The organism is Pseudomonas nitroreducens (genome assembly GCF_010994165.1).
In the GTDB taxonomy this organism is placed as follows: Bacteria; Pseudomonadota; Gammaproteobacteria; order Pseudomonadales; family Pseudomonadaceae; genus Pseudomonas; species Pseudomonas nitroreducens.
Map to the genome: position 1 here is coordinate 1,268,631 of NZ_WMBX01000001.1, position 23,517 is coordinate 1,292,147.

Genomic DNA, 23,517 nt, shown 5'->3' on the forward strand with positions numbered 1-23,517 from the left:
TGAGAGATAATCAATGACGTCATATATTTCATATGACCATGAATCAGTCTAGCCCCCCCGACGAACTGTCACCCCAGCAAGTAAGGGCAGCCCGAGCCCTACTGGCGTGGTCTCAGCAGGAGCTCGCCAAGAATGCTGGCGTAGCGACCTCCACCGTGGCCGATTTTGAGCGCGGCCACCGGACACCTATGGCCAATAATGCGGCGGCTATCCGCAATGCCTTAGAGCGCGCCGGCATCAGCTTCCCGCCCCAAGGCGCTGTGATCGGTCCGGCTCTTCCCCCTATAGCGCCGCCTGCATCAGTCGCTCCATCGGGCATCCCTTTGCGTTGGGTGACGTCGCAAGATCTTACCGATTGGGCCAATCGCACTGATGCTGCTGGAAGCATGTCAACGCTGCTCTCCCACTTGGTTTATGCGTCTGAGGGGGCCGGTATCTGGCGGCGATTCCCTGCAGAAGAAAGCGTTAGGCATTCAGGGTGGGATGGCGTGACCTCGGGTGAGGCCCGCAGTCGTTACGTGCCACCAGGGGAGACCGGTTGGGAGATCACCACCCAGAGAATGGACATCGCGGGAAAGGCAACTAGCGACTACAGGAAGCGAACAGAGAATCCTGACCCGCTTGACCCATCCACCTCTACCTATGTGTTCATCTCAACACGCCCTTGGCCTAAGAAGCACGAGTGGGTTAACGAGCGGAACAAAGAGGGTGTGTGGAAGGACGTCCGAGCCTACGATGCTGATGATCTCGTCCATTGGATTGAGCAAACTCCATCGGTTGGGCTGTGGCTCGCCAGGCGATTGAATAAACGACCTGACGGCGTGCATGAGCTCAGCGAAGTCTGGGAAGAATGGTCTCTGGCGTCGATCCAGCCACTCTCGGAAGAGCTGGTGCTCAGCGATCGCGACCAAGACGCGATAGAAACACTTCGTTGGCTTAGAGGCGTCCCTTCCATGTTGTCGCTTCAAGCGAGCACAACTGAAGAGGTAGTCGCGTTCTTCCACGCCACGCTGAGCATGCTCCCCAACGAACTCTCAATGGCATATCGCGCCCGTTCCCTAGTCGCTGCGACGACAAAGGCTGCGCGAGATCTAGCAGTGGCGCCAGCGCCGCTGATTATGTTGCTGATGGAACCTGATCCAGGTTTGGCGAAGGTGCTAGTTGGCCGTGGGCACTATGTCCTCCAGTGCTACGACGATCGCCAAGTAACTCAGGGCGACCTTCGCGTGTTGGAGAGACCATCACGTGAGGGCATCATTTTTGCCCTTACCCAGGCTGGGGTTCCCGAAGCGAAAGCTGATGCGCTCGCTCGCGACTGTGCACGCAATCTGACCGTGCTAAGGCGCCTTATGTTTGCAGCACCCGGTCGTCGGCCGCGGTGGGCTGATACCTCTCCGAGCCCTGTGCTCCGTGCTGCCCTTCTAGCCGGCGGCTGGGACGAATCTTCTGAGGCCGACTGTGCGCGGATCGCGGAGATCGCTGACCTGCCGTACGACAAGCTCGTGGTTGAATTGGCTTCCTTTGCTGGCAACTTTGATAGTCCGCTTCAGAAGGTTGCGTCAGCCTGGCGGGTCAGATCTCCTATCGATGCGTGGATGCTGCTCTCTAAGTCGTTGAGCAGCGTGGAGTTGGCGCGGTTTGAGAATGTCGCACTTCAGGTTTTGGAGGCCGAAGATCCGCGATTTGGAATGGCTCCCGATGAGCGCTGGTTGGCTTCTCTGCAAGACATTCGCCCCAGCTATTCGGAGCTGCTGCGCCACGGCGTTGGGAAAACGCTGATCCTGCTCGCATTGTGGGGAGATACTGCCGAAGCAAAGCGCAGCGCGGACCAGATCGTTCGGAAATTGATGGGAAATGCCGACCAGGTGCGCTGGTGGTCTCTCTCCAAGGATTTCCGCCTGCTTGCCGAAGCATCGCCCCAGGCATTTCTCGACGCGCTAGAGGACAGCCTGGAGCAAGAGGATCAGCCGCTGGGCTCACTCTTCACCATTGAAGACGGAATTGGCGCAGGAGCATCGCACTTGTGCGATCTCCTCTGGGCTCTCGAGTCACTAGCGTGGTCTCCGGAGCATCTTGCTCGCGTGGCTCGGGTTCTGGCGAAGCTCGACTCCATCGACACCACCCCCGCGCGATACATGAACCGGCCTAGCAACAGCCTGCGAAATGTATTTCTCCTTTGGGGCCCTCAAACCTATGCAACATTGGAGCAAAGACTAAAGATCCTTGATGTACTCAGGAAGCGTGAAAGCGAATCTGCTTGGCGTTTGATGCTCGGCATGCTTCCTAAGGGCAATGACACATCGACCCCTTCTCCAAGTCCGCGGTGGCGCGATTTCACCCCAGAAAGGGTCGAGGAGGTCTCTTGGAGTTTGATAAGCCGCGGTGTTGTAGAGATTACTCAGCGTCTGATCGCAGACGCAGGTCGCAGTGCGCTGCGTTGGAAGGACCTCGTAGATCGGCTGCCTGATCTTGTCTCGGGACCAGGTGATGTCTTGGGTGCGCTTGAGGTGGCGGAAAGGGAGATATCGGACGAAGAGGGGCGCACTGCGCTTTGGGGGGCTATTCGACGGACGCTACACCACCATCGCCAATTCCACGACATGGATTGGGCTATGCCTGAGGACACGCTGGCTCGGCTCGAGATGATCTACGAGCGATTTACCCCTAAGGACGAAATACAGAGCCTGAATTGGCTCTTTGCTGGCGGCGTTTCTGTGCCACGGCCCTCCTCTGGATGGGAGGCAGAGGAACGAGACATTGACGAGCTCAGAAGACGTGCAGTCAACGAGCTCGTTCAAACTGGCGGGCCGGAGGCCGTTCTTGAGCTCGCTCGTCAGGTTGAGCATCCGATGCTTGTGGGGAAGGCACTATTCCAGACTGACAATCCAGAGCCTGTTGTTCAGGCAGTTGTAGAGGCAGCTCTTCTTAGCGGCGACAGCCGGCAACGCGAAGTGGCGAGGGGATACATCGCGCCTAGGTTCCACCAAAAGGGGAAAGAGTGGGCCGAGGCGTTGCTAAAAAAAGCGCGTACCTCTAACTGGAATCCGTCATCAATTCTCGCGATTCTGCTCTCACTTCCGGGAAATGCTTGGACCTGGGAGCAAGCGCATCATGCCGGAACGGCGATTGAGGAGAGCTATTGGAAGTCCGTTCCTGTGTTCTGGTCGAAGGAACATAAGGACGAGGTCATCTTCGCCATCAAGAAGTTTGTGTCAGTCAGCAGAGCTCGAGCTGCAGTCGCTTTTGCTGGGCGAGACACCGGCCTACAACTAGAGACGGAATTGCTTGTCGATCTGCTAAATAGAGCGGCGCTGGAGTCAGCAGAACCATCAGCCGACCCTAACGACGGGACAATGTTCCAGCACTACGTAGGCGAGATTTTCCAGTGCTTGGATAAGCGAGACGATCTGGACAAAAACGCTCTAGCTCTTCTGGAGTGGAAGTACCTGCAAGTTCTAGAGCATTCACGGCGTCCGCCCAAAGCGATTCTTGTGGCCCTGGCTGAGCAACCAGCGTTGTTTGTTCTGATGCTCTCGGCTGCGTTCTCTCCAAGCGAGGAATCGAATCAGGAGACTGCTCAGCAGGAGGACAGAAACGCCAGTGTCGCAAGCCAAGCCTATCGCCTCCTAAGACTGTGGAGTCATCTACCAGGTACACGTGAAGACGGTTCCATCGACCATGACGCACTCATCAAGTGGGTTGACGAAGTGATCGTCTTGGCCGAAGCACGGCATCGTAAGGACATTGCCTACGATCAAATCGGGGCGATTCTGTCTGCTTCTCCAATGGGCGCTGATGGGAACTGGCCGGCGGAGCCGGTGCGAGAAGTCATCGATGAACTGCGCAACAAGACGCTGCTAAATGGGTTCTATGCAGGAAAAGTAAGCCGGCGTGGCGGCACAACCAGGCTTCTTAGCGCTGGTGGAGCGCTTGAGCGTACCGAGGTGGAAAAATACCGGAGATGGGCGCAGTCCGTGGCTCTAGAGCATCCTTTCACCGCAAGAGCGCTTGAGTGGCTTGCCGAGAGATACGAGGCTGAGGCGCGTTTTCACGACGATGACGCTGAGCGTCGGGACTGGTTCTGATTTTTTGAGACGTTCACTGCCTGAGTCAAATACAGCTGCCCATCCGCTGCTGGTTAATCGACTACAAAATCCGGCACGGCTGGGCTTGGACTTCGACTGAACTGATTCGCTCTGAGTGCTACGCCCGAGTCCACAGTCCTTAACGACCATCCTGCTCCAAATTCCCTCACTCAAAATGACCCCAAGCATTCACGTCTTGACGTTTATATCAAAATGGATATAGGCTGATTTCACTGGGCGCAATGAGGCAACGGCGCCGGCGGATCAACCTTTCTGAGGTTGGGGTCCTTCGGCAGATGCGTCCAGCACTCAAATGAGGAAAGGGCCATGAAACGGGAATGTGCTAACAATCTGGGTCGACGTCGGAGGTTCTATGGAACTCGAGCAGCAGAAGGATGTGGTGTTTGTTGGGAGCAGCCTGGACGATCTGCGGGACTGTCCTGCTAAAGCCAAGCAACGGATTGGCTTCCAGCTCTCCCAAGTGCAATGCGGTGACATGCCAAGCGATTGGAAGGCGATGCCAGAGGTTGGACCTGGCGTGATGGAAATCCGGGTGAGTTGTGAAGGGGCTTTTCGCGTGTTCTATGTGGCCAACCGGCCAGACGCGATCTACGTGCTACATGTCTTCCAGAAGACCACACAGCAGACGGAAAAGCGTGACATCGACCTGGCGAAAGACAGGCTGAGATCACTGGGATGAGAGAGATGGGCGACCCCCCTCCGGTCAAGGTCTGGCCGAGAGGGGGCTCCTCGTCACTGCTGTCCTGCTCTACTAGAAACACATACTCATCGAGAGGAAATAAATCCATGGCAAACGAACGCGCTACCAATGTTTGGGATGCGCTGGTTGATTCGCCAGAAGAAGCCGAAAACCTGCGTATCCGTGCTCAACTCATGCGGGAACTCACAAGAACCGTCAACGGTTGGGATGTACCGCAAAAAGATGCTGCCGCTCGTCTGCACGTCACGCAGCCGAGACTTAACGACCTGCTCAAAGGAAAGATCGACAAGTTCTCCCTTGATGCTCTGGTAAACCTGCTGGGTGCTGCCGGCCTGGATCTGGAGATCTCGGTGGTCCAACGCGCGGCATGAGCCGCTGGTGAGGTGCTGGTATTGGATTGACTAGTCGACTTCACACAAGCAAGACCCTGAAGCCCTGCCCGAAACGGTGGGGCTTTTTCATGTTGGCTTCTTGATTGGATGCCTTAGACGAGTTGGCCGCGATACTGGGCCGCTTACGCGCAATCGGCCAAACAGCGCCTGGAGCCGAGTAGATCTCGGTGGCCCTATCAATTAGGCGAGGAGGCAGGCGAGGTGAGATCGGCTGGTGCTGGATCATTTCCCACGCCTTCTGGCATGTTGACGAGGTAGTTTGATAGCGATTTTTGCCAGGCCAGGGAGGGGGTATGCCGACGACCTACGAAGTACGTGTGGTCAGCACTCAGAAGAAGTATTCCAAAGAGTTCCAGACCGAGAAGGAATTCGCGGATGGTTGGAAATCAGTTCTGCAGCGGGCACACGGAGCTCAGGTGATCTGCCTTTGCCCCGGCAATGGCAACCGTTACCTCTCGGTGAAGCACCGAGAGGGAAGCGACAGCTATCACCTTGCCCGGTACGCCAACACTGGCCCCGAACACGCCACCGACTGCCGGTTCTACGCGCCTGCAGCAGAAAGATCGGGCCTGCAGGGCTACGACGTTGGTGTGGTAGAGGAGGCCGAAGACAACACCTTGAGGATTCGCCTGGCCCATGGCCTGCGGATCAACGACGCGGCTCCTTCCGGCGATGGCCACGACCTTCCACCTCGTATCCCGGGTGTGAAAAAGCCTTCAATGAAGCTCCTTGGCCTGCTTCAACTCTTGTGGCTGGAGGCCGGCTTGGCCAACTGGTATCCCCTCATGGAGGGAAAGCGGAAGTCGGGCGCGGTGTCGTATTGGGTGTCGGAAGCGGCGAAGCGGGTTCGAGCTAGCCGAATGACTATCCACGACGTGTTGGTGGTGTCGGCCAGCAAGGGTTCTGGCCGCGCTACCGAGAATGCCGGTGTGGTCGCGGCCGCGCGCGCGCACAAGCGACGACTGATCGCGGTAGCACCTCTTGCGCGATACGACGCAACTCGCCACGACCTCCGGCAACTGCCGCTAGCAGGTCCCTTCGGGATGCCCACGATGGACATTCGATTTGAGGTTCGCAGCCGCGCTGAGCGCAGCTTCGCTGCGGAGCTTGCAGCCTGGAAGGCTGGACATAAGGTGATTGCGATCGCGCAGTTGAACCTCAAGGAAGGACGCTATGCGGATGTCCTGGATCTGGCGCTCATGCGCGTGAGCGAGCGGATGATTCCCCTCGACTCCGGCTATGAGGCCCTGATCGAGGCGAAGCTTCACGCCGAAGGCCGTGCTTTCTTCAAGCCACCGCGGTTCGAAGCTGAGGACGAAATATTCCCCGATTTCTGGCTGCTGGATATGGGGCGAGACACGCAATTTCCCCTGGAAGTGTTCGGCATGGACACTGAAGAGTACCGGACTCGCCGGCAACGGAAGATTCGCTGGTACAACGGGCAGTACGGTTCTACGGGGTGGTGGCACTGGGACGCCTTCCAGGACCCTAAGGGGAGTGGAATTCCACCCTTCCCCGAGCGGGCGATCAATTACCGGGACAAGGATGCTTCCGCAACCGAGGATGACGTGCCGGAATCTGTAGTCGATATCGATTAACCCCTTATCACGCCGATCTATCTGGCAGAGGTCTGGGTACCTGAAGCATCTTCAAATTTCGACATGCCAGGTACCAAATGTCGAACAGCAACTCGCTACCGTGATGTCCTCTCTCAAGATGGACGTGTATATGAAAACCACCGATGCAAACCACCCGGCCACAATCTGTGAACAGATGCTCTGCTCCCGGAAGCAGTACAACATTGAGCACAGCATTTGGCGCAGTCACAACGTCGTCATTGATCGATTGCTAGAGCGCAAGCTTGAGCTGCGCGATGCGTTCATCGACTTGCACAAGAAGCTTCACGAGCACCCTCACGCGCTAAACACCTTTTTTGGGGTGCTTCTCGATGCGACTGCGTTCTGGGGGCCTGAGAAAAATGTAAAAGCCAGGGCAGAACGCGATGAGTTGGAGAGGATCAATGTTCAAATTGCCGAGCTGGGGGAGGGGCTTGCAAGCCTTCTTCGTCGCCGTGATCAGTTGCATAACCACTCAGGCTTCCGGAGCAACACCTGCTATCACATAGGCGATGTGATCAAGGTGGCAGGTGAGCACAATGGGCACTTCACCATGTACCTGGAGGAGGAGCTGGAGTCGCTGCAGGCGCAGTACGACCTCAAATACTGGCCACCACTGGACGCTTGCATCGAGGCGATCGCCGATGATGCTCGAAACGCTGTCATTGAGGCTTCGGATCCGCTCACTCAGGCTGCAACCGACGCATCGCGTCCCTCGTTGGCCGACTACTTCAAGGCCCTGTTCGTAGCCATCACTGAGAACACCCAAGCCCAACATGGATGGATTCCGAATGGCTTCAAACCATCTGACGGCAGCCTCGCATCACTAGCCAACTGTGCGCTGGATCTGGTCGATGATGAACTGCTCGACGGCTCCTACGTTAAACGTCTCCGTCAGCGGCTCCGTGCCTAACGCAGCTTTCCACACTGGCGTGCAGGCCATCGGCAATCGTATGGCGTTTCCTGAAGATGCTGGTAGCTCAGATCGAACAGATCCTTCTGCTCACCGGCGAAGCTCAGCGCTGCGTCAAGCCGCGGTAGCGTGTTCGCGAATCGCGTGACGCTAGTGCCGTCGAAGCTGCTGGCGCCGGCCGCCGAGCACATTGCGATCCGGCGCGCGCTGTTCACTCGGCCCACGTGGAAGTAGCAGTTGCGGCGGCGAGCTAGGACACCCCATGCCTCCATCGTCTGCAGCTTCCACTCGGTGGATCCACCCAGGAATATGCCAACTGCTGGGCTCAGAAGATCGCGCACATCGTCGGGGGCCATACCGTCCTGCACCGCGAGCAGCAGCGTCTGGGGAAATCCCTGCAGGCGCTCAAGCCACTGGAGACTGAAATCCAAGGACTCCATGCCGCCGGCCACAATATCGGGTAAGACCACCCAGTCGGCCTTCTCGCCGACCTTCTCCAGCGCCCGGCCGAAAGCTGTTTCGTCGAACTTCGTACGCGCTCCAGGCACCGTTATCAAGGGCATACCGCTCGAAACCTTCCGTTCGAAGCGCGCCGGCGGCGGAAATCAACAGCCGCCAACCGGCTTCCCGCATCGCCGCCAGGGTAGTGCGTGTTCCTGTGCGGCTTGCGTAGGCCGTCATGGCTGGCGCTGAGTAGCCAAGGCGCTCCTCGATCTCCGGATCGGTGTCTGCGGATCCATCGATGCAGTAGTAATCGGCATACGACATGACGGCTTGGGCTCGGCCGAGGCGCTCGCCGCTTTGGTAGCGCGACAGCCAGCTGGGAACACTGATGCTCATACCCTGGGAATCCTTCGGTGGAGGGATTGCCAGGCTATGCGGGGCTGCTAGTAACCCAAGCTGGCCAGCAAGCTATGAGTTTCGCTTTCCTGCACCTAAAGCGACGGAAATAGCCGCTGGCGTGGTTACAGCCCAGGAATCATGGGAGCTCTCATTCAGGAGGCGCCATAGATGATGCAACAAGCGAATTCGGCCGATCACCCCACGCATCAGGTACCCCCTAGCTCGCAAGGAGATGGCATGGAGGTCGATCTCCCTCACGAGTTCTCTGTTCGCAATATTGCGAAATCCGGCGCTTCTCTTACTCCGCTCAATCAAAGGGCGTTAGCCCGCGTTGATCAGCCGGTGCAAATATCACGCATCAGTCCCCGATATAGCCACTCAAAGGTCGTCCAGAGGGCGTCTCTCGCGGGATGGATTGCCGGCGTGCTCTCAAATTCTGACTGCCCACTTGTACGCATTGGGCATCAAATCGACCAGGTCAGCAATGAAGCGTGGTTCCGCTGGGGATGCCAACCTGCAGAGACGGACTCGAATGCAGACGAAGGTTTCAAGGCAACCTTTTCCCGGGTGCTTCCTGGCAGGGGAGAGGTACTGGAGCGGATAGCTCTTCTGGGCAGAATGCCTGGCTCGCCTGAAATGGATGCGTGGGTACTGGCGGCGCTGGGAATTTCTCACCTGAACCTCATGCCTACTCGTTCCTACGGCGACTCAGCGCAGTTGTTGCTATTCCGGCGTGGGGGAACAAGCTCCGAATTAGGGTGGTCGGTACGTACTCACCGAGAAGTCGAGACCGGTTCAGTCGTCGCGCTTGTCGCGTGTCGGCCAATAGCCTACGCGACTGGTAGGTGGACGCGTTGGATGGTCGGGCGTGGTTTTGACGAGGCCTCAGCGGTTACGGTCGCAGCACTCCGGCGAGAGCTACTTTTCTAGGTCCAGTCAAACGAAAGCCCCGCAGATGAGGCGTTTTCGTCTGTGGACGTTCAGCCTATTGCCCAAGGCAGGACCGATTGGTAGATTAATCGAGCGCAAGGTAGGCGCATCCCACCCGTCGTTGGAAAGCTGGAAACGGCACTACCCGCTAGGCACCGCACACTAGGCCATGCATTTTTTCCATGCCCTAAAGCAACGGAGACGGGTGACGTTCGCGTATTGGGGCGGAGAAAGATCATGCGCCAATCCTCCCTTCATGCTCAGCCTTCCACCATCCGCGGAATCAAACGTCGCGCGAAAGCTATCGCCAAGCAAGCCCAGCTTACCCACCTCGACGCGCTCGATTTGGCAGCTCGCATGGCAGGCTTTGAAAATTTCAAAAACGCGGAGCGCGGTATCCGGCGAGCAGAAAATGCTCCTGCTCTAATCCAGCAGCAGACCTACAGCATTTACCTCTCAGCATACTGGCGGGATATCTCAACTAGGCCAGTTCAAGCGGGACTTGAGACCATTAGGATCGAGCTCCCCAGACCACTCCACGCCTTCCTCCAAAGGCACCAGGTTGGTCGTGCACGTAATCTTCATGGCTTTTTCTTGGAGAGCCCAGACCATTTGGAGTTGCGCGCTAACGAAGAGTCACAGCAGCGCGCCCGCGAGCACCTGCGCATGGCAGCACTGACGCTGCAATTTGCTGAGGCCACCGGATTGCGCCCAGCCACCAATCAGCGTCAGTGGAACCTTATGAATGGCCTGCACCACTTGCCCAACAACGACCACGATTCTGGTTGGGTGTCCGAGTCTGGTGATTGGGTGCACCTTGATGAGCCTTACGACTCTGCTAAGCGTCCATCTGAACTCCAGCGCCGCGAGACTTGGTTGGCTGACCGCGGGCAGCACGGGGCTTGGATCGCTTGGGGTGGGCTCTACTCGCCAGACCAGACGCGACCGCATCTAACAACGGCTAACCCGTCCCTCTTGCATCAGCTAAAGCTGACCCTCGAAGCCTTACCCCCCGTGATTTCGGGTGATTGGCCCCATTGGCCATGGGTCTCTGGTGATTACTGGGCCCAGTTCATTAGCCCGTCACGCAGTGCTGCTGGTGGCAAGCGCAAACCCCGCGCTGGCACGACCTACGGTTGGAGTAAGAACGCTATCGAGTACCGCAGCTCGGTGGGGTTCAAGTCTCTCTGGCGCCCGGATCGCCCGATGAGCTTGGCCAACCATAAATTGCTGGGGGATGAGCTCAAAAACCTTGGCGTGTCACCGACAACTAACGCCGGGCATAGCAAGCTGCAGCGGGTACGGAGCGAGCTCGAAAACTGGCTCTTTGCTGAGTACCCTCGTGATACCAGTGCCTCGGCTACCGCTACCTTTGACGTCTATTACGGCGGACAGGCTACCAAACGCTATCGTAGCCCACAGGAGCAACTTGCTGCCCTGGACCGTATTCAATCTGTGCTCATCGCGTCTTACCCTGAGAGCAAGCCTCTGCGGGACATGCTGAAGCAACTTGCTTCAGCCCGCCTTGCGACGGTGAAGGCGCCGGCACGGTAGTCGGTAGGGTAAAGGAGGTGTAGCACTTCCTTTACCCCCATGAATTGATGCCTGTGCTTGATCGGCTTTGCCCCTTTCCCAGTGGCACCCAGCGACCAGGTCCATCTTTTTCCGACCGTAAGCGAGGGGGAAAACACCGCCTCAGCTTCGGTTGAGCGAGTAGCGTGCCTGAGATATCTCGTGGAGACGTGCTCGATGAACAATATGTCCCTCAATACTGTGGCCGCAGATCCTCAGCGGCTGCACATCACCTCACGCCGGGGAATCGGGTTTACCGGCCTGTGGTTCGCTTTCATGGCTTGCTCAGTACACGCAGCACCGGACCGCGTCCACTCGCCAGAGGCAGCAAGTCTTGAGCTGCGCAAGCTCTACGCCAGTTGGAACCAGACCGGGATTGGTGACCTGTACTGCGGTTGCACTTGGGCCTGGACGAAAAACGGCGCCGGCAAGATGCAGTTGAGTGCATGCGGCTACGTGGCCAGCACCCAGCCCCGCGCGGCTCAGCAACTGACCTGGGCACCTATCGTTCCCCTGAAGGCCATGGGTAAGGGGAGGGAGTGCTGGCGTCGCGGTGGAGAGAAAGCCTGCTCCGCCGGTGACGACGCATTCCAGGCCATGGCTTCCGATCTACACAATCTGGTGCCGGCCGGCGGCGAAGTCGCAATGGATCGCGCTGGCGCTGACTTCGGGGAGATACCCAGTGCGCTACCGCGCTATGGGCTGTGTCCTTCAAAGTTTGATCGATTAGCTGGACTGTTCGAGCCGCGCGATGAGGTGAAAGGCTTTGTCGCCCGGGCGACCTTCTACATGGTCGACCGGTACGCGATTCGCTTGAGCGAGCAGCAGCAGGACCTGCTTATGGAATGGGACCGGAGCTTTCCGGTAACGCCCTGGGAGGTTGAGCGCGAGAAGAAGCTCGAAGCCCTAACCGGTGTGTCCAATCTCTTCGTAACTGGCGCGCGATCGTGGGTATCGGGCTATGTCCCGTCAGCTGATGGGCTGGATGCTGCAGATCGAGAGTCTGCACTACGGCTGACGGTGGAAGATGGCACCGTCAGCAGCTGGACCGGTCCCGTGGTTGGGAACAGGCGAACGAACATCTTCTACTTGCCCGAGGGGTGTACCACCAAACGTCGCTTGAACCGTCGCGACCAGGTTGACTTCGACTCGCCGGCGGCCGCCAGGTCGGCAGGGTTCGAACTAGCGAATGAATGCCGCTAAGCACGGCACGCTGAGGAAGTGGAGGGAGTGTCGCTCTCCTGGTCATCAAGTGCCGTGGCACCGCTTGTACTTCTGGCCGGAGCCGCACCAGCACGGATCATTCCGTCCCTGTTCGCGGCTGCCCCGCCCAGTGCGCGCCGGAATCGGTGAATCATGCTGCAGGCGCTCGATTGCATCGGTTCCCTCCACCCCCACCTCTCTAAGTAAGCGGAACATGTTGCGCTGTCTCTGGGTGGTGTCGCCCTGTGAAAGAGCGTCTATCAGCAATTTCAGCTCGGCCAGTCGCTTAAATTTGCTGCGAACCGGTACTGCATTCCTGTCGAAGAGGCCACACACCAGCAGACTGTTCAGATCGAATACGGCGGCGGTCCAGTTCTGACTGAGCCATTTCCGGAGCTTACCCACTGCTATGCGCGAAAGCTCCAGACATGCTGCCTCATCATCATGCGGGTCACCATCAGTGGCGATGGTCTCCATGCAGAGCTGCAGGGCGCTTGCAGCTTTTTCCCAGCCAGCCTTGTTGTCCTCCAAGCGCAGCGTTAATTGAGCGTATGCCCGTGCTGCACGCACTCGAAACTCGATGAAGCTGATGCTGCGTTCAAAGCAGTCCACCGCTTCTGCGAGATTACGGTCAGGTAGAGTTCCTTCCCAGATCTCGTACCCAAGGCTGAATGTTGCGTTGGGGAAGCCTTGAGCGGCGGCCTCTATCAGCCACTTGAGGGCAAGTTGCTTGTCAGTTGGAACGCCCTGCCCGGTGGAGTAGAGAACGAATAAGTTGAACTGAGCTTGGGGATAGCCAAGTTCTGCAGCTTCCTGACAATAGCTTGCCGCTTTGGTGAGGTTAATTTCGCAGCCTCGGCCCACTGCATACATCGCTCCCAACTGGCTGAGTGCTTCCGGGTGCCCATGCCGTGCAGCTTTTTCAAAGTAGAGGAGGGCAGCGGCCTCGTCCTTGGCAACTCCAGGAGAGCCGTGGAGGTTGCAGTCACCGATAAAGACCAATGCATCAGGGTGGTCAAGCTCTGAAGCATGGAGGGCCAACTGCTCGCCCTTCAGACGCGTCGATTCGTCCATGCCAGTGTCTTTAGCTTTATAGGATCCGTATTGGTACATGCAGTCCGGATGGCGGGCGTCGGCCCCCTGCTTGAACCAGTACATGGCCTTGTCGATGTCTGACCTGGATGCTGGACCGTATCCATCCTGCAGGATGAACTGATCCTGTCTCTTGAGCAGATCCGCTCGCTCCTTGAAGTAAACCCCTACCTGATGAATTGCATCTACATCCCCATCAATCATGGCGCGGTAGCAGACATCCTTGAGCGGGTCTTCCGTGACGTCGACGACCTCGTAGTCAGGAACCTCCTGGCCCCTAGAGCGGTAGTTGGCCTCGATTAGTGATCGAGCGGCATATAGTGACTCAAGGGCCTGTTCAGCGAAGCCAACGGCCTGAAAGTCGTACTTTTCGGGATGAGCACCTTTGTTGCCGTTGAGCTGAAGTACCTTGAGCTGGCGCTTCTCCTTTGAGGTCAGCAAGCGGCGCTCGTCTAGCATCCGGATTTTCGTCGCCAGCTCCGTGCGTTCGTCGAAGTCAGGAAAAAGGAGATCGCAGTACACCGAAGCGAGTCCCCGTAGCTGGGTCAACGCATACCCTGGTGTGGCGAGGCTGAAGAGCTTTCCTTCCTTGTAGAGGTCGCCGATCCTCGATGTTACCCCGTAGGCGAGTTCAATATCGTCCATGGTCCTGACTCTGCGATGCTGTCTTCAATAGCTGTGCCGGCCTACCGCAGTTGGCCGGCCGCCCATTTCACTTCGAACTCTTGCTTGGCATGGCTCTTATGTTCGATGCACTCGACCATGTGCTGGTCGCTTCTCCAGTTATCGCAACCACGGGGTGGCTGGTAAAAGCGCTCCCACGCTATGTCGTGTTGGCGCTGTGTCTCGGCGGCAACCCTGACAACCTCGGCGTCGTACTGATCTTGCTGACGGTAGGTTTGAGGAGCTGAAGCAGCTGAGGGGCGCGTGTTGAGCGCCTGAAGCTTCTCCAGGGCTCGCTGTGTTCGCTCTATTTGGCGCTCAGCGATGTAGTCAATGGCTGCCACGCGTACGTAATACATCGCCACGGCGGTGACGATGACCCCGACTAGCCCTAGCGCCCAGGATTGAAATGATCTCGAACGGCGTCGTGCCATCTGGTTGCTCCATGCAGTAATGGCGCAATGCTATTGCATCTTTCCACGGCATGGAAAGAGTGCGTGAACGCGACTGTCTGTGATTCAGATAGACTTTGAACTCCCCACTCTGGACTAGCTTGAATGAACCCAACTGATGACCTCGAACGGCAGATGCGACAAGCCCTGGGTGTTGCTCCGAAAAAGGAGAAACGCACCATCGAAGCCAGCAATCCAATGCGTGGCTATTTGGTCATTTTGAGCGTGCGGGGCGACGGTGGGCCGGCCTTCAGGTACGAACATCGCTCGCGGTCAATCAGTAGGACAGAGGCCATACTCGATGCGGAAAAGACAGCTCGTGCAGCTGGCTACAGGCCTTGGGCGTTGCTCGACGTGGTCGAACCCTGAATGAGTGCTATCGACTTCAACAGATTCAGAACGGCGTTTGCGCCTGGTGATGGTGTCTTTCCAGCTGGCCCAGTTTCGCTTTCCCTCATAACGCTGCCGCAATCGCTAGGCTGACGGTGCTTCGAGAGAGTGCCTCTATGAACGTGAATGCTTGAGGCCCAGTGCATCTCTGCGGGGCTTTTAAACCGCACTGTAAAACGCGTAGCGCTACTGGTTCTTCTGGTTCAGCCCCAGCACTTCTCGTAGCGATTCGTTGTCAGGCCAGTGACGATTAACTAACCACCAGACACCACCCTGGCCAATGGCGCTGCTTACGGCGCCAATGCCTTGAAGGTGGATACCGCACAGATCTGCGATTTCTGATTTCTCGCTGGGACTTTCGCTGTGTCCGTGCGTCTCAAGCGACAAAAATCTGTAGACAGCGGTGTACAGGTCGGCAACGTCTGCCTCCTTGGCTTGCTGCTGAATACTGGGAGGGGAACGTCGCTTTGGTCGTTCTTGCTCTAGGTATCGAGCCGTAACATCCTCACCAGTGCTGCGGTCGAAGACCTGCATGGTTCCTGCTTCTAGGTTTAATTTGAACGCTTTCGCCAATTGAGCGGTGCCTGCACTGCTTTGCGACTCAGCATTCTCAATGGATCGAATACCCCACAAAACCGTGATCAACTGCTCCAGTAGGCATCGACTCAGGACGCCCAGGCAGCCGGGGTTTGCCGCAGCGCCCAAAACCGCCGCTCCGCTTACCAACTCAGCTGTTCGCCTCAGCTGCTTACGAACAAAGTCGTCGCGCGGATCCGTTGGCCCTGTTGCTTCCATTTCGGAGGATATGATCAGCCTCGAAGCTTGCGTTCCCAACGACTTAACAAGTTCGTCCAGTACTGATGGTGTGCTCATGCGGTTCTCTAGGCTTAGTGCTGGTCACTGTAGATGGCAGGTGATGCCAACGGATCACGACGGTGCTACCGTCTGGCACAACGGACAGTAAAGGATTAGCGTCGTGATTGAACCCAAAAAACTGCGCAGTGCTGGAGACTTCCCCAACAAATCGGCTGTGGAGTACGCGACCATTCGGGTACGGATTCCACATCGTCTTATCCCATCGAATCTTCAGAATCCGCACTACAGAGACGATGATATCGTCGATGGGCTTTACGCGACCCCAACAGGCCGGCTTTCCTACAAGACGCTTTACCTAGACAGTGTTGAGCTCGCCGAACGTTATGTAGCGTACCTCCATCAGGCTTTTCAGCGCCGTCCATACGCGAGTAACTATTCCCTTCATGTCGAGGTGGTTACCACGACCCAAAAGGTCACGGCGACAAAGGGGAGAGCGAAGCATTCCGCTGCTGTAGCCGAGACTCTCTCAGGCGAGGCTTCTTAGCGTGGCGGCCTTAGACCGCCACTGAAGAAGGCATCAAAAACTCAGGCCCAGAGTGCAGCGCAGTTACAGCAGGTCGGCGATCTTCTCGTTCAAGAAGTACTCCAGCTTGGAGCCTTCCTCCTTCTCGATTTCACGCTTCGTATCAGGCGTGAAAGAGCAGCTGTAAACGACGAACTGACCATCCGGCGCGCCCTTTAGGTGGACGTAAGTCGAGTTCCGCAGCTTGGGCCGAAGCTTTTTCAGGATCATGGATTCCTCGGCCAACTCGTGGAAGAAGAACTCTGCAAAGCCGTGGAGAGTGGCGGGCTCGACGTAGGGACTGCCGTTGAAATCCAGCATCTGATATCCAGCGCCTTCGACCGTTTTTCGAATGCTGATCAGTGTCTGGTCATCGACGTCGACCTCTACCGGGCCTCCGGTTCCGCCGTACATTGCGGTGCCGATGCGCTTACCGCCGAAGTACACCGAGGCGCTCCATGCGTCACCGTCGGTGCTTGCGCAGGAACGCAGGTTTTTCAGTTCAAGGCCTACGGCTTTGGAGGTGCGGGTGCTCTGGTACATGCTCGATCTCGTGTGATTGGTACTGGCACCCACACTACGCAGTCATCAAGCAATCCCAAGTTCTGAAGGCAGCGCTTCAGAACGAGCAAGCTGAGCAGTTCTTTTCGTCGTGTTCTTGCCCGGAAAACGCATCTCCCAGGGTGGCCAGGCCAATAACCTCATCGGCAACATCACGTTCCGCTGAGGTTCACTATGCAAAGAAAGGCCTTGCTCATCTCCTTCGTCCTTGCTCTGGGGGCGAGCGCCGCCGGCGCCACCACGCCGATCCCTGAGGCCTCTTACCTGGTTGGGTTTTCTCCCAGAGCTGGCGCCCAGGACGTGGTGCTTCAAGGGATTCAATCGGCTCAATCAGAAATCCTGGTAGCGGCGTATTCGTTCACAAGCAAGCCGGTGGCCATGGCCCTGCTCAAGGCTGCCAACCGAGGTGTCCAAGTCGCAGTAGTCGCCGATGCGAAGGCGAACGACCCGAATAGCCGGACTGGCCGGCGCTACTCCGCGGCGCAGTTTCTTGCCAATAAGAACGTTGCCGTACGGCTGAACAGCCAATACGCGATCCTGCATGACAAGTTCATGGTGATCGACGGCCGTAGCGTCCAGCTGGGCAGCTTCAACTACTCCGCAGCAGCACACTCCCAGAATGCCGAGAATGTGCTGTTGCTCCGCGACGTGCCGAAGCTGGCGCGCCAGTACGCTGAGGAGTGGCGAGTCCTATGGGAGGGAGGAGTGGACCTGCCAGCCAAGTACTGACGGCTTGGGTTCCTGCAGAGGTAGCTCATCCTGGTTGCGACTACTCACTCTCCAAGGACCTTGGCATGGCCCAGAACCACCTTTTCGACTGCGGCGCGGTTTTCGTATCCAAGGGCATCGTCCATCTGTGCGGCTCGCCGGCTGCAGCACACGAAATTTTCGCTCCACTGCTCGAGCGCCATTGCTGTGGGGACTTCGGTGTAGCTGGTGAGGAGATCGTGGAAACCAACCTCGCCGTGCTAGCTCACGAGGGCGAGATCAGGTCCACCTATCTCGTTTCTTTGGCAGAGGACGATCAGCCGATCCTGATGATGCTGACCACTGTAGTAGGGCACCACACCACCCGATTTCACCTGCCCGGCGAGTAGGGCTCCAACAGGGCTCGCTACGAGGCGCTAATCCATTCCCATACCCAGGCTGCAGAATTGCTGGTGCAGCCCTCCAAACGCAAAAACGCCCGCTTAGCGGGCGTTTTTGTTTGTCTGCCGTTAGCTTCGATTTACGCCCGCTAGCATGGCCAGTTGTTGGCTGACCCAATCCCAGTATCCCGTCATGGTCTGTTGCTGTTGTACGTGCTGGCGCCACAGCTGAACAGGTAACAACGGGTGGGTGTCTACGGAGTTGCTGGCGTACCTGGCGCTTAGTTCTACCGGCGATAGTTGGAGATCCTGCCGGTAGGCCTCGGGAACAGTCAGCGGAGCTGGCGCAAAAGCATCAAGAATCTCGTCCACAACTCTCCCTATTTCTATGCCGGTCGTGGTGCTCTTTAGCGTGCGCGTCGACGCCGATGCGGCGACTACGAGCCAGGCATGTCCTGCCGGCACAATGCTGTTCATGCCACCAGCAGCCTCCGTCCGGACGTCCTGCTTGCTGTAGAGGACTGACTCTACGGGTTAGGTGTTTTTCATGCCGACTCCAAGGGCGTCACTGCCGGTCAAGTCTCTATCCTGGGGCGAAAAATATACGCTATCAAGTATAGCTGTTTGCCATCTCAGAAGGCTTCATCGTCCCTTTTGCCAGAGACGCAAAATGGATATGAGCGAAGCGTTTGGCAAAGCCGTTCGCCAAACAAGGAAGGAGAGGGGTGTACAGCAAGAAGCGGTTGGTCCCAGCCAGAGCTACATCAGCGAGGTGGAGCGCGGCCTCAAAACGCCTTCCCTTGTGAAGGCTCAGGAGATCGCGGACGCGCTGGGCGTCGACCTGGTGACACTGATCGCGCGCGCGGTTCTTCTGCAAAACCCGGGCATGACGCCGGCGCTATTGATCGCGCAACTTCAGCGCGAACTGGGGGCGAAGTGACCTGAGGCTGTCTCACCCTGGCTCGCCGACCTTCTTGAGCCCGATAACGAAAAAGGCCCGCAGATTGCGGGCCTTTTCTTTACGCGGCTTCGGCCGCGCTTAGGAAGTGCAGCTGCTGGCTGAGCCACTCCCAGTAACCGTAGATGGTACGGTTCTGGGCAACATGGTAGCGCCACTGCAGGCTGGTGAAAAACGGATGTGAGGGGGCAGAGCCATCGCTGTACTTGTCATCGAGCTGGGCAGGGGAAAGACGAACGTCAGGGCGATAGATTTCGGGGAGCGATACCGGTACCAGCGAGAACTCCGCGGTGAGTTGCTCGATGGTTTTCAGTGCTACGGCACCGGTAGCCATGCACACCAGCTGCCGTACATTCCCTTCGGTCGCCGATACCAGCCACGGGTACCCCGCCGGGGTCATAGCAGTACCGTCGCGCTCGTCGACCTTGCTGTAGATGGTCGAATCAATAGGGTACAGCGCGAGGTCCATCATGCTGGACACATAGCCAAGTAGCGTGTCCGAGGCCTTATCGCCTCCTTGCGCCTTGGAGCGGGCGGCCAGGCGCACTTCTTCAAGCTCCCGCCAGATGTCCAACAGGCTGTTTGGCGTCCCCGATTTGTTTTGCATCTTTCAGTCCTCGATACGATCTGCGGCAAAGCATCCAGTCCGCATGCAATCCGCCATTATCCACGGCTTTGGCCTTGTGGCAAAGAGCCATCACTGAGCCTTCGGTCAGGTTTTCGCGTGCGCGCTGGCAGCAGCGTCGACCAGAGTATTCCCAACCAGGATGAGCAGCTGCTGGCGCAGGTACAGCGAGCCGGCTTCATGTTTGCTGAGAAACTCCCTGATACGCGCGGCGCCCGTGTTCGTGAATTGCCAGTGGCGACGCGGCTCAGCCTCTTCGGGGTCCTCGGTGTTTTGTTTCGGCAGCATGGGCGAGAGGTTTAGCGTGAGCCTCTCTCCAGCACTGGTTTGGATCATGAGGAAAGGGTGAGGCATGGGCGTTCTCCATTTCTTGGGAATCACCACGCTATGCCCATCCTGAGCAATCCCAAGGCAGATTCACGCTGCAAGGCGATCCTGTTTGAATACGAGCGGCGTGGCCGGCCTGACGCCATCTCGGCGTCCGACGAATTCCGCCATAATCGCGAGAACAGGGGCATTGACCGCTAGAACCTGCATAGCCCTGGTGCAGGCGACGTACAGGAGATTCATTTCGTCCTCCCATGCTTCGCGGACATTGTTCGGGTTGAAGGGCTCGAACGAAAAATCCTCTGCGAGCTGCACAGCATCCCATTCCAATCCCTTGGCTCTGTGGGCGGTGCTCAGCGTGACACTCGCCTCGAGCTCGTCGGCGACGGCGTTTAACCGCAGCTTGGCAAAGAGAGCAGGGAGGTCTTTTGCGTATTGCTCGACGATCTGGATGGATCGCAGCATTTCCGGATCCTGGCTGTCGCTCGCCACTTCCTTGTAGAAGGTGTACTGCGGATACTCCTGCAGCAGCTTTTTCCCTTTTACCCGGTCGTACTGACCAATCGACAGCGCATGGAGATCCTCCAAGGCCTGCAGGTTGTATCCATCAATCCCCCCGACCCAGAAGATTTTTTCTCCTTGGTCCGCCAAGCGCAGCGCGCTTTCGATTACTCCGACCACGGTTCGGCAAAGGATGGCGCGGTGATCCAGGCCCTCGGGGAGCTTTTTGGTCACTCGGGTTGCCAGACCAAGCCCTACCAGCTGGCGCTGTTCACCTTTGAACGAAAGGATCATGTTCCCGACGTGTGCAACCGCGCTGCCAAAGCGGAAGGACTGAGTGAGGTAATGCACCTCGGCGCGATTGAGCCACGAAGCGTTCAGCGCATCCACAGCTCCACGGAACCGGTAGAGCATTTGGTGGCCATCTCCGCACACCACCACCCCTAAGCCGTAGCTGGCCTGATCTGCAAGGACACCGGCAACCACTGGATTGATGTCCTGGGCCTCGTCCCCGAGGACAATATCAAACCGGCTTCGCAGGTTGGGCCTGGAGAGGGCCCATAGCTTCAAGTAGCCGTCGTGCGTCATTCCAACCGCTCGGTCTTCGACGTCCTGCATCCGGGCCCAGAGTAGACGTGCTGCGGCCACAACGCCGGCGGCGGCCCGGCGCATCCGCTCGTTCTTCATTTTCTCGGGAGGGCAGTGGTCGAGCTCAATGCCGGCATCCGCGCTGGCGAGGTAATTGTTCAGCGTTTCCAGCACCGTCCTGACCAAATCCCAGTTCTGACTGTTGATGGCTTTCGCTGCGTCGATCAGCCGGAGGTTTTGCGTGAGCTTGTGCTTGTAGCGCGTGCCGACGGCACCGAAAGCGAGGCCGTGAGACGTCTTGCATACGACGTTGTTGGGGAACCGCTGCTTTGCCGCCTGCTCGACGCTCTTGTTGTAGCAGAGGTAAAGGATGCGGCTCTGCGGCCGCGCCAAGGCATAGCCGATTAGCGTGGTGGTTTTGCCTGTGCCTGCGAAGGCAACAAGCTTTACCAACCGCGCAAGCGAGTTGATGGCCGGTAGCTGCTCGTGTGTGTAGTTCATCGGGGACTACCTCAAAGCATGAGGGTTCGAGTGGAACCCGCCGGTTCGACCCACGCGCATCGGTAAACGCCCCCCAGGACCTGGCAGCTTGGCGCCAAACGCAAGACGGCTGGCGCATTCGGCTCATCGTTGGAGAGCTGACGCGGCTCAACGGCCTGGCAGCCTTGAAGACCGATCAGCAAAAGGGCGATGACACGGATGTTCATGGGCGGATTCCGCATTTGGATGACAAGCCCACGCTACTGGTCCCCGGCCTGATCCCAAGCGGGCTTCGAGGTGTGCTTCGAGGGCATTCAAAGCCACGCCAAAATATTGCGCACTAAGCGATTTAACATAATGCTTATTATGCGAAGGAATAACCAAGGTTATTTATATTCACTGATGCGCGATGGAAGCTGCTCAAAGGCGGCGTATTCGGTTGAAAATTGACCAAATGTCAGAAACCTTGATATATTTATGACATTGCATCAAATCACCGAGTGGTGGCGATATGAAGAAGCTTCCCGAACTCATCCTGGAGCACAGTCGGACCTTGCCGGAAGGTGGCGTGCTTGCACCGAAAGAATTTCTGGGTGTGGGATCACGTGCTGCCATTGACCAAGCGTTCTCTCGTTTGGCGAAGGCCGGGAAGCTTTTGCGCATCTGCCGCGGTACGTATGTGGTGCCTGTGAAAAGTCAATTCGGTACCCGCGCGCCGGCTGCGGAGAAAATCGTCCAGGCCCTCGCCGAGATGAACAATGAAACTGTGACCTCGACTGGCGCCCGAGCGGCGAACGCACTCGGTCTAACGCAACAGGTGCCTGTTCGCGAGATATTTCTAACGAGTGGCCGGCCGCGAACCCTGCAGCTCGGCAAAACCGAAATTCAGGTGAGGCATGCGCCTCGTTGGATGCTGGGGGTGTCGGCCGCCGGCGAAGCAATTCGTGCGCTGGCCTGGTTGGGTGAGCATCACGCTTATTCGGCAATCAAGCAGCTGCATAGCAAGCTGCCTGCCTCCGAATGGACCATGCTGCTCGCGCGCCGCTCTACCCTGCCTTCATGGATGGCCACACTCCTCGGTAAGGAGGCTATGAATGCCTGATTTCTTCGAACTCAGCGCAGATGACCAATCCGAGGTTCTGGAAACAGCGGCGCAGATGCTTGGCCGGCCAGCCGAAGGACATCTACGTCGTGTGGACACTGGGGAGGATTTTCTCTGCCCCGCTTGGTGACCATCTCACCTTCAAGGGCGGCACCTCCTTGTCGAAGGTATATCGGCTGATCGATCGCTTCTCGGAGGATATTGATCTGACGTACGACGTCCGTCAGATGCTTCCTGCGGCGGAGACCGAAATTCCGAAGAGCCGCACTCAGGCCGGTCGCTGGACTGAGGAAGTACGCAAGCAGTTACCAATTTGGATCGAGCAGGCCGTCGCTCCCCTGCTTGGGGAAGCGATCGCAAACGCCGGCATCCAACTGGATCTGCAGCAGGAAGGTGACAAGCTCTACCTCCACTACCCTCCCCGCACAACCGCGAGCTCTTACATCCAGCCACGAGTCCTGCTTGAGTTCGGGGCTAGGTCCACCGGAGAGCCACATGCGCGTCGCATCGTAACCTGCGATCTGGCCCGGGCAGAGATGGAGTGTGTCAGCTTCCCCGATGCGAACCCTGTCGTGATGGATGTTGCGCGCACCTTCTGGGAGAAGGCTACGGCTGCCCATGTTTACTGCGTGCAAGAGCGCCTGAAATCTGAGCGGTTTGCCCGCCACTGGCACGACTTGGCCATGATCGCCAGCAACTCGGAGTTCGCCGACGTAATTTCGCAGCGCGACATCGCAAGGAAAGTCGCTGAGCACAATTCCTGGTTTTTCAGGGAGAAAGCTGCAGATGACTCGGTAGTGGACTACCGACACGCTGTAGAGGGGAACCTGCCGCTCGTACCAACCGGCGGTGCCCTTGCAAGCCTGGAAGAGGACTATTTCAGGATGACTGATGGCGGCATGTTCGAGTCGACGCCCCCCTCCTTCGCCGAGTTGATGTCGGCATGCGCTGACCTGGAAGCACGCCTGAACGCGGCGGCCGAGAGTTGAAGCAAGCGCTTGAATGTACCGAAGGGGCGACCGGCAGCTACCGGCCAG

The 23,517-nt window shown here is 57.7% G+C and carries 23 protein-coding genes; 14 read left to right on the forward strand and 9 right to left on the reverse strand.

What is annotated here, in order from left to right:
• Nucleotides 1–38 precede the first annotated feature (38 nt).
• From GJV37_RS06035 to GJV37_RS06055, 5 genes are all read left to right on the forward strand, one after another.
• Nucleotides 39–4,085: a helix-turn-helix domain-containing protein gene (locus GJV37_RS06035; protein WP_246084964.1), complete on the forward strand. Its 4,047-nt coding sequence runs from the start codon at nucleotides 39–41 to the stop codon at nucleotides 4,083–4,085.
• A 373-nt stretch (nucleotides 4,086–4,458) separates the two neighbouring features.
• On the forward strand, nucleotides 4,459–4,785 hold the full coding sequence (locus GJV37_RS06040; protein ID WP_138526774.1) for a type II toxin-antitoxin system RelE/ParE family toxin: 327 nt from the start codon (nucleotides 4,459–4,461) through the stop codon (nucleotides 4,783–4,785).
• A 107-nt stretch (nucleotides 4,786–4,892) separates the two neighbouring features.
• Nucleotides 4,893–5,177, forward strand: coding sequence for a helix-turn-helix domain-containing protein (locus GJV37_RS06045; protein WP_138526773.1), 285 nt, complete (start codon nucleotides 4,893–4,895; stop codon nucleotides 5,175–5,177).
• 314 nt (nucleotides 5,178–5,491) lie between these two features.
• Nucleotides 5,492–6,796, forward strand: a complete 1,305-nt coding sequence (locus GJV37_RS06050) for a DUF1173 family protein (RefSeq protein ID WP_138526772.1) — start codon at nucleotides 5,492–5,494, stop codon at nucleotides 6,794–6,796.
• A gap of 130 nt (nucleotides 6,797–6,926) precedes the next feature.
• Complete coding sequence (locus tag GJV37_RS06055; protein ID WP_193452222.1) at nucleotides 6,927–7,727, forward strand: hypothetical protein; 801 nt, start codon at nucleotides 6,927–6,929, stop codon at nucleotides 7,725–7,727.
• Here the strand turns inward: GJV37_RS06055 and GJV37_RS06060 are convergent.
• The gene (locus tag GJV37_RS06060; RefSeq protein WP_246084963.1) at nucleotides 7,724–8,290 is read right to left on the reverse strand and encodes a hypothetical protein; all 567 of its coding nucleotides are present in this window, start codon (nucleotides 8,288–8,290) and stop codon (nucleotides 7,724–7,726) included. The genes GJV37_RS06055 and GJV37_RS06060 overlap by 4 nt on opposite strands.
• A 1,447-nt stretch (nucleotides 8,291–9,737) precedes the next feature.
• On the opposite strand from GJV37_RS06060, the gene GJV37_RS06065 reads away from it, so the two are divergent.
• Nucleotides 9,738–11,054, forward strand: coding sequence for a DUF5623 domain-containing protein (locus GJV37_RS06065; protein ID WP_193452223.1), 1,317 nt, complete (start codon nucleotides 9,738–9,740; stop codon nucleotides 11,052–11,054).
• A 195-nt stretch (nucleotides 11,055–11,249) separates the two neighbouring features.
• Nucleotides 11,250–12,275 carry an endonuclease gene (locus GJV37_RS06070; protein ID WP_138526768.1) on the forward strand — a complete coding sequence of 342 codons (1,026 nt, stop codon included), beginning with the start codon at nucleotides 11,250–11,252 and terminating at the stop codon, nucleotides 12,273–12,275.
• Nucleotides 12,276–12,320: 45 nt separating this feature from the next.
• Here GJV37_RS06070 and GJV37_RS06075 read toward each other — a convergent pair whose 3' ends face one another.
• Both GJV37_RS06075 and GJV37_RS06080 read right to left on the reverse strand, forming a co-directional pair.
• Nucleotides 12,321–14,012, reverse strand: coding sequence for an SEC-C metal-binding domain-containing protein (locus tag GJV37_RS06075; RefSeq protein ID WP_138526767.1), 1,692 nt, complete (start codon nucleotides 14,010–14,012; stop codon nucleotides 12,321–12,323).
• Nucleotides 14,013–14,053: 41 nt separating this feature from the next.
• Nucleotides 14,054–14,464, reverse strand: coding sequence for a hypothetical protein (locus tag GJV37_RS06080; RefSeq protein WP_138526766.1), 411 nt, complete (start codon nucleotides 14,462–14,464; stop codon nucleotides 14,054–14,056).
• A gap of 123 nt (nucleotides 14,465–14,587) precedes the next feature.
• Between GJV37_RS06080 and GJV37_RS06085 the strand changes: the two genes are divergently transcribed.
• A complete protein-coding gene (locus tag GJV37_RS06085) occupies nucleotides 14,588–14,851 on the forward strand; it encodes a hypothetical protein (protein WP_246084962.1) in 264 nt (87 codons plus the stop codon).
• A gap of 207 nt (nucleotides 14,852–15,058) precedes the next feature.
• On the opposite strand, the gene GJV37_RS06090 is transcribed toward GJV37_RS06085, so the two are convergent.
• On the reverse strand, nucleotides 15,059–15,745 hold the full coding sequence (locus GJV37_RS06090) for a DUF5677 domain-containing protein (RefSeq protein ID WP_246084961.1): 687 nt from the start codon (nucleotides 15,743–15,745) through the stop codon (nucleotides 15,059–15,061).
• A 103-nt stretch (nucleotides 15,746–15,848) separates the two neighbouring features.
• Between GJV37_RS06090 and GJV37_RS06095 the strand changes: the two genes are divergently transcribed.
• Entirely contained in the window at nucleotides 15,849–16,232 is a 384-nt protein-coding gene (locus GJV37_RS06095) for a hypothetical protein (protein ID WP_246228248.1), read from the forward strand.
• 63 nt (nucleotides 16,233–16,295) lie between these two features.
• On the opposite strand, the gene GJV37_RS06100 is transcribed toward GJV37_RS06095, so the two are convergent.
• A complete protein-coding gene (locus GJV37_RS06100) occupies nucleotides 16,296–16,793 on the reverse strand; it encodes a hypothetical protein (RefSeq protein ID WP_138526842.1) in 498 nt (165 codons plus the stop codon).
• Between the two features lie 207 nt (nucleotides 16,794–17,000).
• Between GJV37_RS06100 and GJV37_RS06105 the strand changes: the two genes are divergently transcribed.
• Nucleotides 17,001–17,540 (forward strand): phospholipase D family nuclease, encoded by a 540-nt coding sequence (locus GJV37_RS06105; RefSeq protein ID WP_239746834.1) that lies wholly within the window; start codon nucleotides 17,001–17,003, stop codon nucleotides 17,538–17,540.
• Between the two features lie 65 nt (nucleotides 17,541–17,605).
• Nucleotides 17,606–17,908, forward strand: a complete 303-nt coding sequence (locus tag GJV37_RS06110) for a hypothetical protein (protein WP_138526844.1) — start codon at nucleotides 17,606–17,608, stop codon at nucleotides 17,906–17,908.
• Nucleotides 17,909–18,028: 120 nt separating this feature from the next.
• Here the strand turns inward: GJV37_RS06110 and GJV37_RS06115 are convergent, their stop codons facing one another.
• Complete coding sequence (locus GJV37_RS06115) at nucleotides 18,029–18,376, reverse strand: hypothetical protein (protein WP_138526845.1); 348 nt, start codon at nucleotides 18,374–18,376, stop codon at nucleotides 18,029–18,031.
• 193 nt (nucleotides 18,377–18,569) lie between these two features.
• Here GJV37_RS06115 and GJV37_RS06120 point away from each other — a divergent pair, with 193 nt between their 5' ends.
• A complete protein-coding gene (locus tag GJV37_RS06120) occupies nucleotides 18,570–18,839 on the forward strand; it encodes a helix-turn-helix domain-containing protein (protein ID WP_024766020.1) in 270 nt (89 codons plus the stop codon).
• 79 nt (nucleotides 18,840–18,918) lie between these two features.
• Here the strand turns inward: GJV37_RS06120 and GJV37_RS06125 are convergent, their stop codons facing one another.
• From GJV37_RS06125 to GJV37_RS06135, 3 genes are all read right to left on the reverse strand, one after another.
• Nucleotides 18,919–19,464 (reverse strand): hypothetical protein, encoded by a 546-nt coding sequence (locus GJV37_RS06125; RefSeq protein WP_138526846.1) that lies wholly within the window; start codon nucleotides 19,462–19,464, stop codon nucleotides 18,919–18,921.
• A 105-nt stretch (nucleotides 19,465–19,569) separates the two neighbouring features.
• Nucleotides 19,570–19,836 (reverse strand): hypothetical protein, encoded by a 267-nt coding sequence (locus GJV37_RS06130; RefSeq protein ID WP_138526847.1) that lies wholly within the window; start codon nucleotides 19,834–19,836, stop codon nucleotides 19,570–19,572.
• A gap of 63 nt (nucleotides 19,837–19,899) precedes the next feature.
• Entirely contained in the window at nucleotides 19,900–21,399 is a 1,500-nt protein-coding gene (locus tag GJV37_RS06135; protein ID WP_138526848.1) for a UvrD-helicase domain-containing protein, read from the reverse strand.
• A gap of 490 nt (nucleotides 21,400–21,889) precedes the next feature.
• Between GJV37_RS06135 and GJV37_RS06140 the strand changes: the two genes are divergently transcribed.
• A complete protein-coding gene (locus GJV37_RS06140; RefSeq protein WP_138526849.1) occupies nucleotides 21,890–22,480 on the forward strand; it encodes a DUF6088 family protein in 591 nt (196 codons plus the stop codon).
• A 59-nt stretch (nucleotides 22,481–22,539) separates the two neighbouring features.
• Nucleotides 22,540–23,469, forward strand: a complete 930-nt coding sequence (locus GJV37_RS06145) for a nucleotidyl transferase AbiEii/AbiGii toxin family protein (protein ID WP_246228249.1) — start codon at nucleotides 22,540–22,542, stop codon at nucleotides 23,467–23,469.
• The last annotated feature ends 48 nt before the right edge of the window (nucleotides 23,470–23,517 follow it).

Bases quoted from the DNA above. Each gene is read 5' to 3' on its own strand.
- GJV37_RS06035 (WP_246084964.1), top strand. From the start codon at position 39: ATGAATCAGTCTAGCCCCCCCGACGAACTGTCACCCCAGCAAGTAAGG.
- GJV37_RS06040 (WP_138526774.1), top strand. From the start codon at position 4,459: ATGGAACTCGAGCAGCAGAAGGATGTGGTGTTTGTTGGGAGCAGCCTG.
- GJV37_RS06045 (WP_138526773.1), top strand. From the start codon at position 4,893: ATGGCAAACGAACGCGCTACCAATGTTTGGGATGCGCTGGTTGATTCG.
- GJV37_RS06050 (WP_138526772.1), top strand. From the start codon at position 5,492: ATGCCGACGACCTACGAAGTACGTGTGGTCAGCACTCAGAAGAAGTAT.
- GJV37_RS06055 (WP_193452222.1), top strand. From the start codon at position 6,927: ATGAAAACCACCGATGCAAACCACCCGGCCACAATCTGTGAACAGATG.
- GJV37_RS06060 (WP_246084963.1), bottom strand. From the start codon at position 8,290: ATGCCCTTGATAACGGTGCCTGGAGCGCGTACGAAGTTCGACGAAACA.
- GJV37_RS06065 (WP_193452223.1), top strand. From the start codon at position 9,738: ATGCGCCAATCCTCCCTTCATGCTCAGCCTTCCACCATCCGCGGAATC.
- GJV37_RS06070 (WP_138526768.1), top strand. From the start codon at position 11,250: ATGAACAATATGTCCCTCAATACTGTGGCCGCAGATCCTCAGCGGCTG.
- GJV37_RS06075 (WP_138526767.1), bottom strand. From the start codon at position 14,012: ATGGACGATATTGAACTCGCCTACGGGGTAACATCGAGGATCGGCGAC.
- GJV37_RS06080 (WP_138526766.1), bottom strand. From the start codon at position 14,464: ATGGCACGACGCCGTTCGAGATCATTTCAATCCTGGGCGCTAGGGCTA.
- GJV37_RS06085 (WP_246084962.1), top strand. From the start codon at position 14,588: ATGAACCCAACTGATGACCTCGAACGGCAGATGCGACAAGCCCTGGGT.
- GJV37_RS06090 (WP_246084961.1), bottom strand. From the start codon at position 15,745: ATGAGCACACCATCAGTACTGGACGAACTTGTTAAGTCGTTGGGAACG.
- GJV37_RS06100 (WP_138526842.1), bottom strand. From the start codon at position 16,793: ATGTACCAGAGCACCCGCACCTCCAAAGCCGTAGGCCTTGAACTGAAA.
- GJV37_RS06110 (WP_138526844.1), top strand. From the start codon at position 17,606: ATGGCCCAGAACCACCTTTTCGACTGCGGCGCGGTTTTCGTATCCAAG.
- GJV37_RS06115 (WP_138526845.1), bottom strand. From the start codon at position 18,376: ATGAACAGCATTGTGCCGGCAGGACATGCCTGGCTCGTAGTCGCCGCA.
- GJV37_RS06120 (WP_024766020.1), top strand. From the start codon at position 18,570: ATGGATATGAGCGAAGCGTTTGGCAAAGCCGTTCGCCAAACAAGGAAG.
- GJV37_RS06125 (WP_138526846.1), bottom strand. From the start codon at position 19,464: ATGCAAAACAAATCGGGGACGCCAAACAGCCTGTTGGACATCTGGCGG.
- GJV37_RS06130 (WP_138526847.1), bottom strand. From the start codon at position 19,836: ATGCCTCACCCTTTCCTCATGATCCAAACCAGTGCTGGAGAGAGGCTC.
- GJV37_RS06135 (WP_138526848.1), bottom strand. From the start codon at position 21,399: ATGAACTACACACACGAGCAGCTACCGGCCATCAACTCGCTTGCGCGG.
- GJV37_RS06140 (WP_138526849.1), top strand. From the start codon at position 21,890: ATGAAGAAGCTTCCCGAACTCATCCTGGAGCACAGTCGGACCTTGCCG.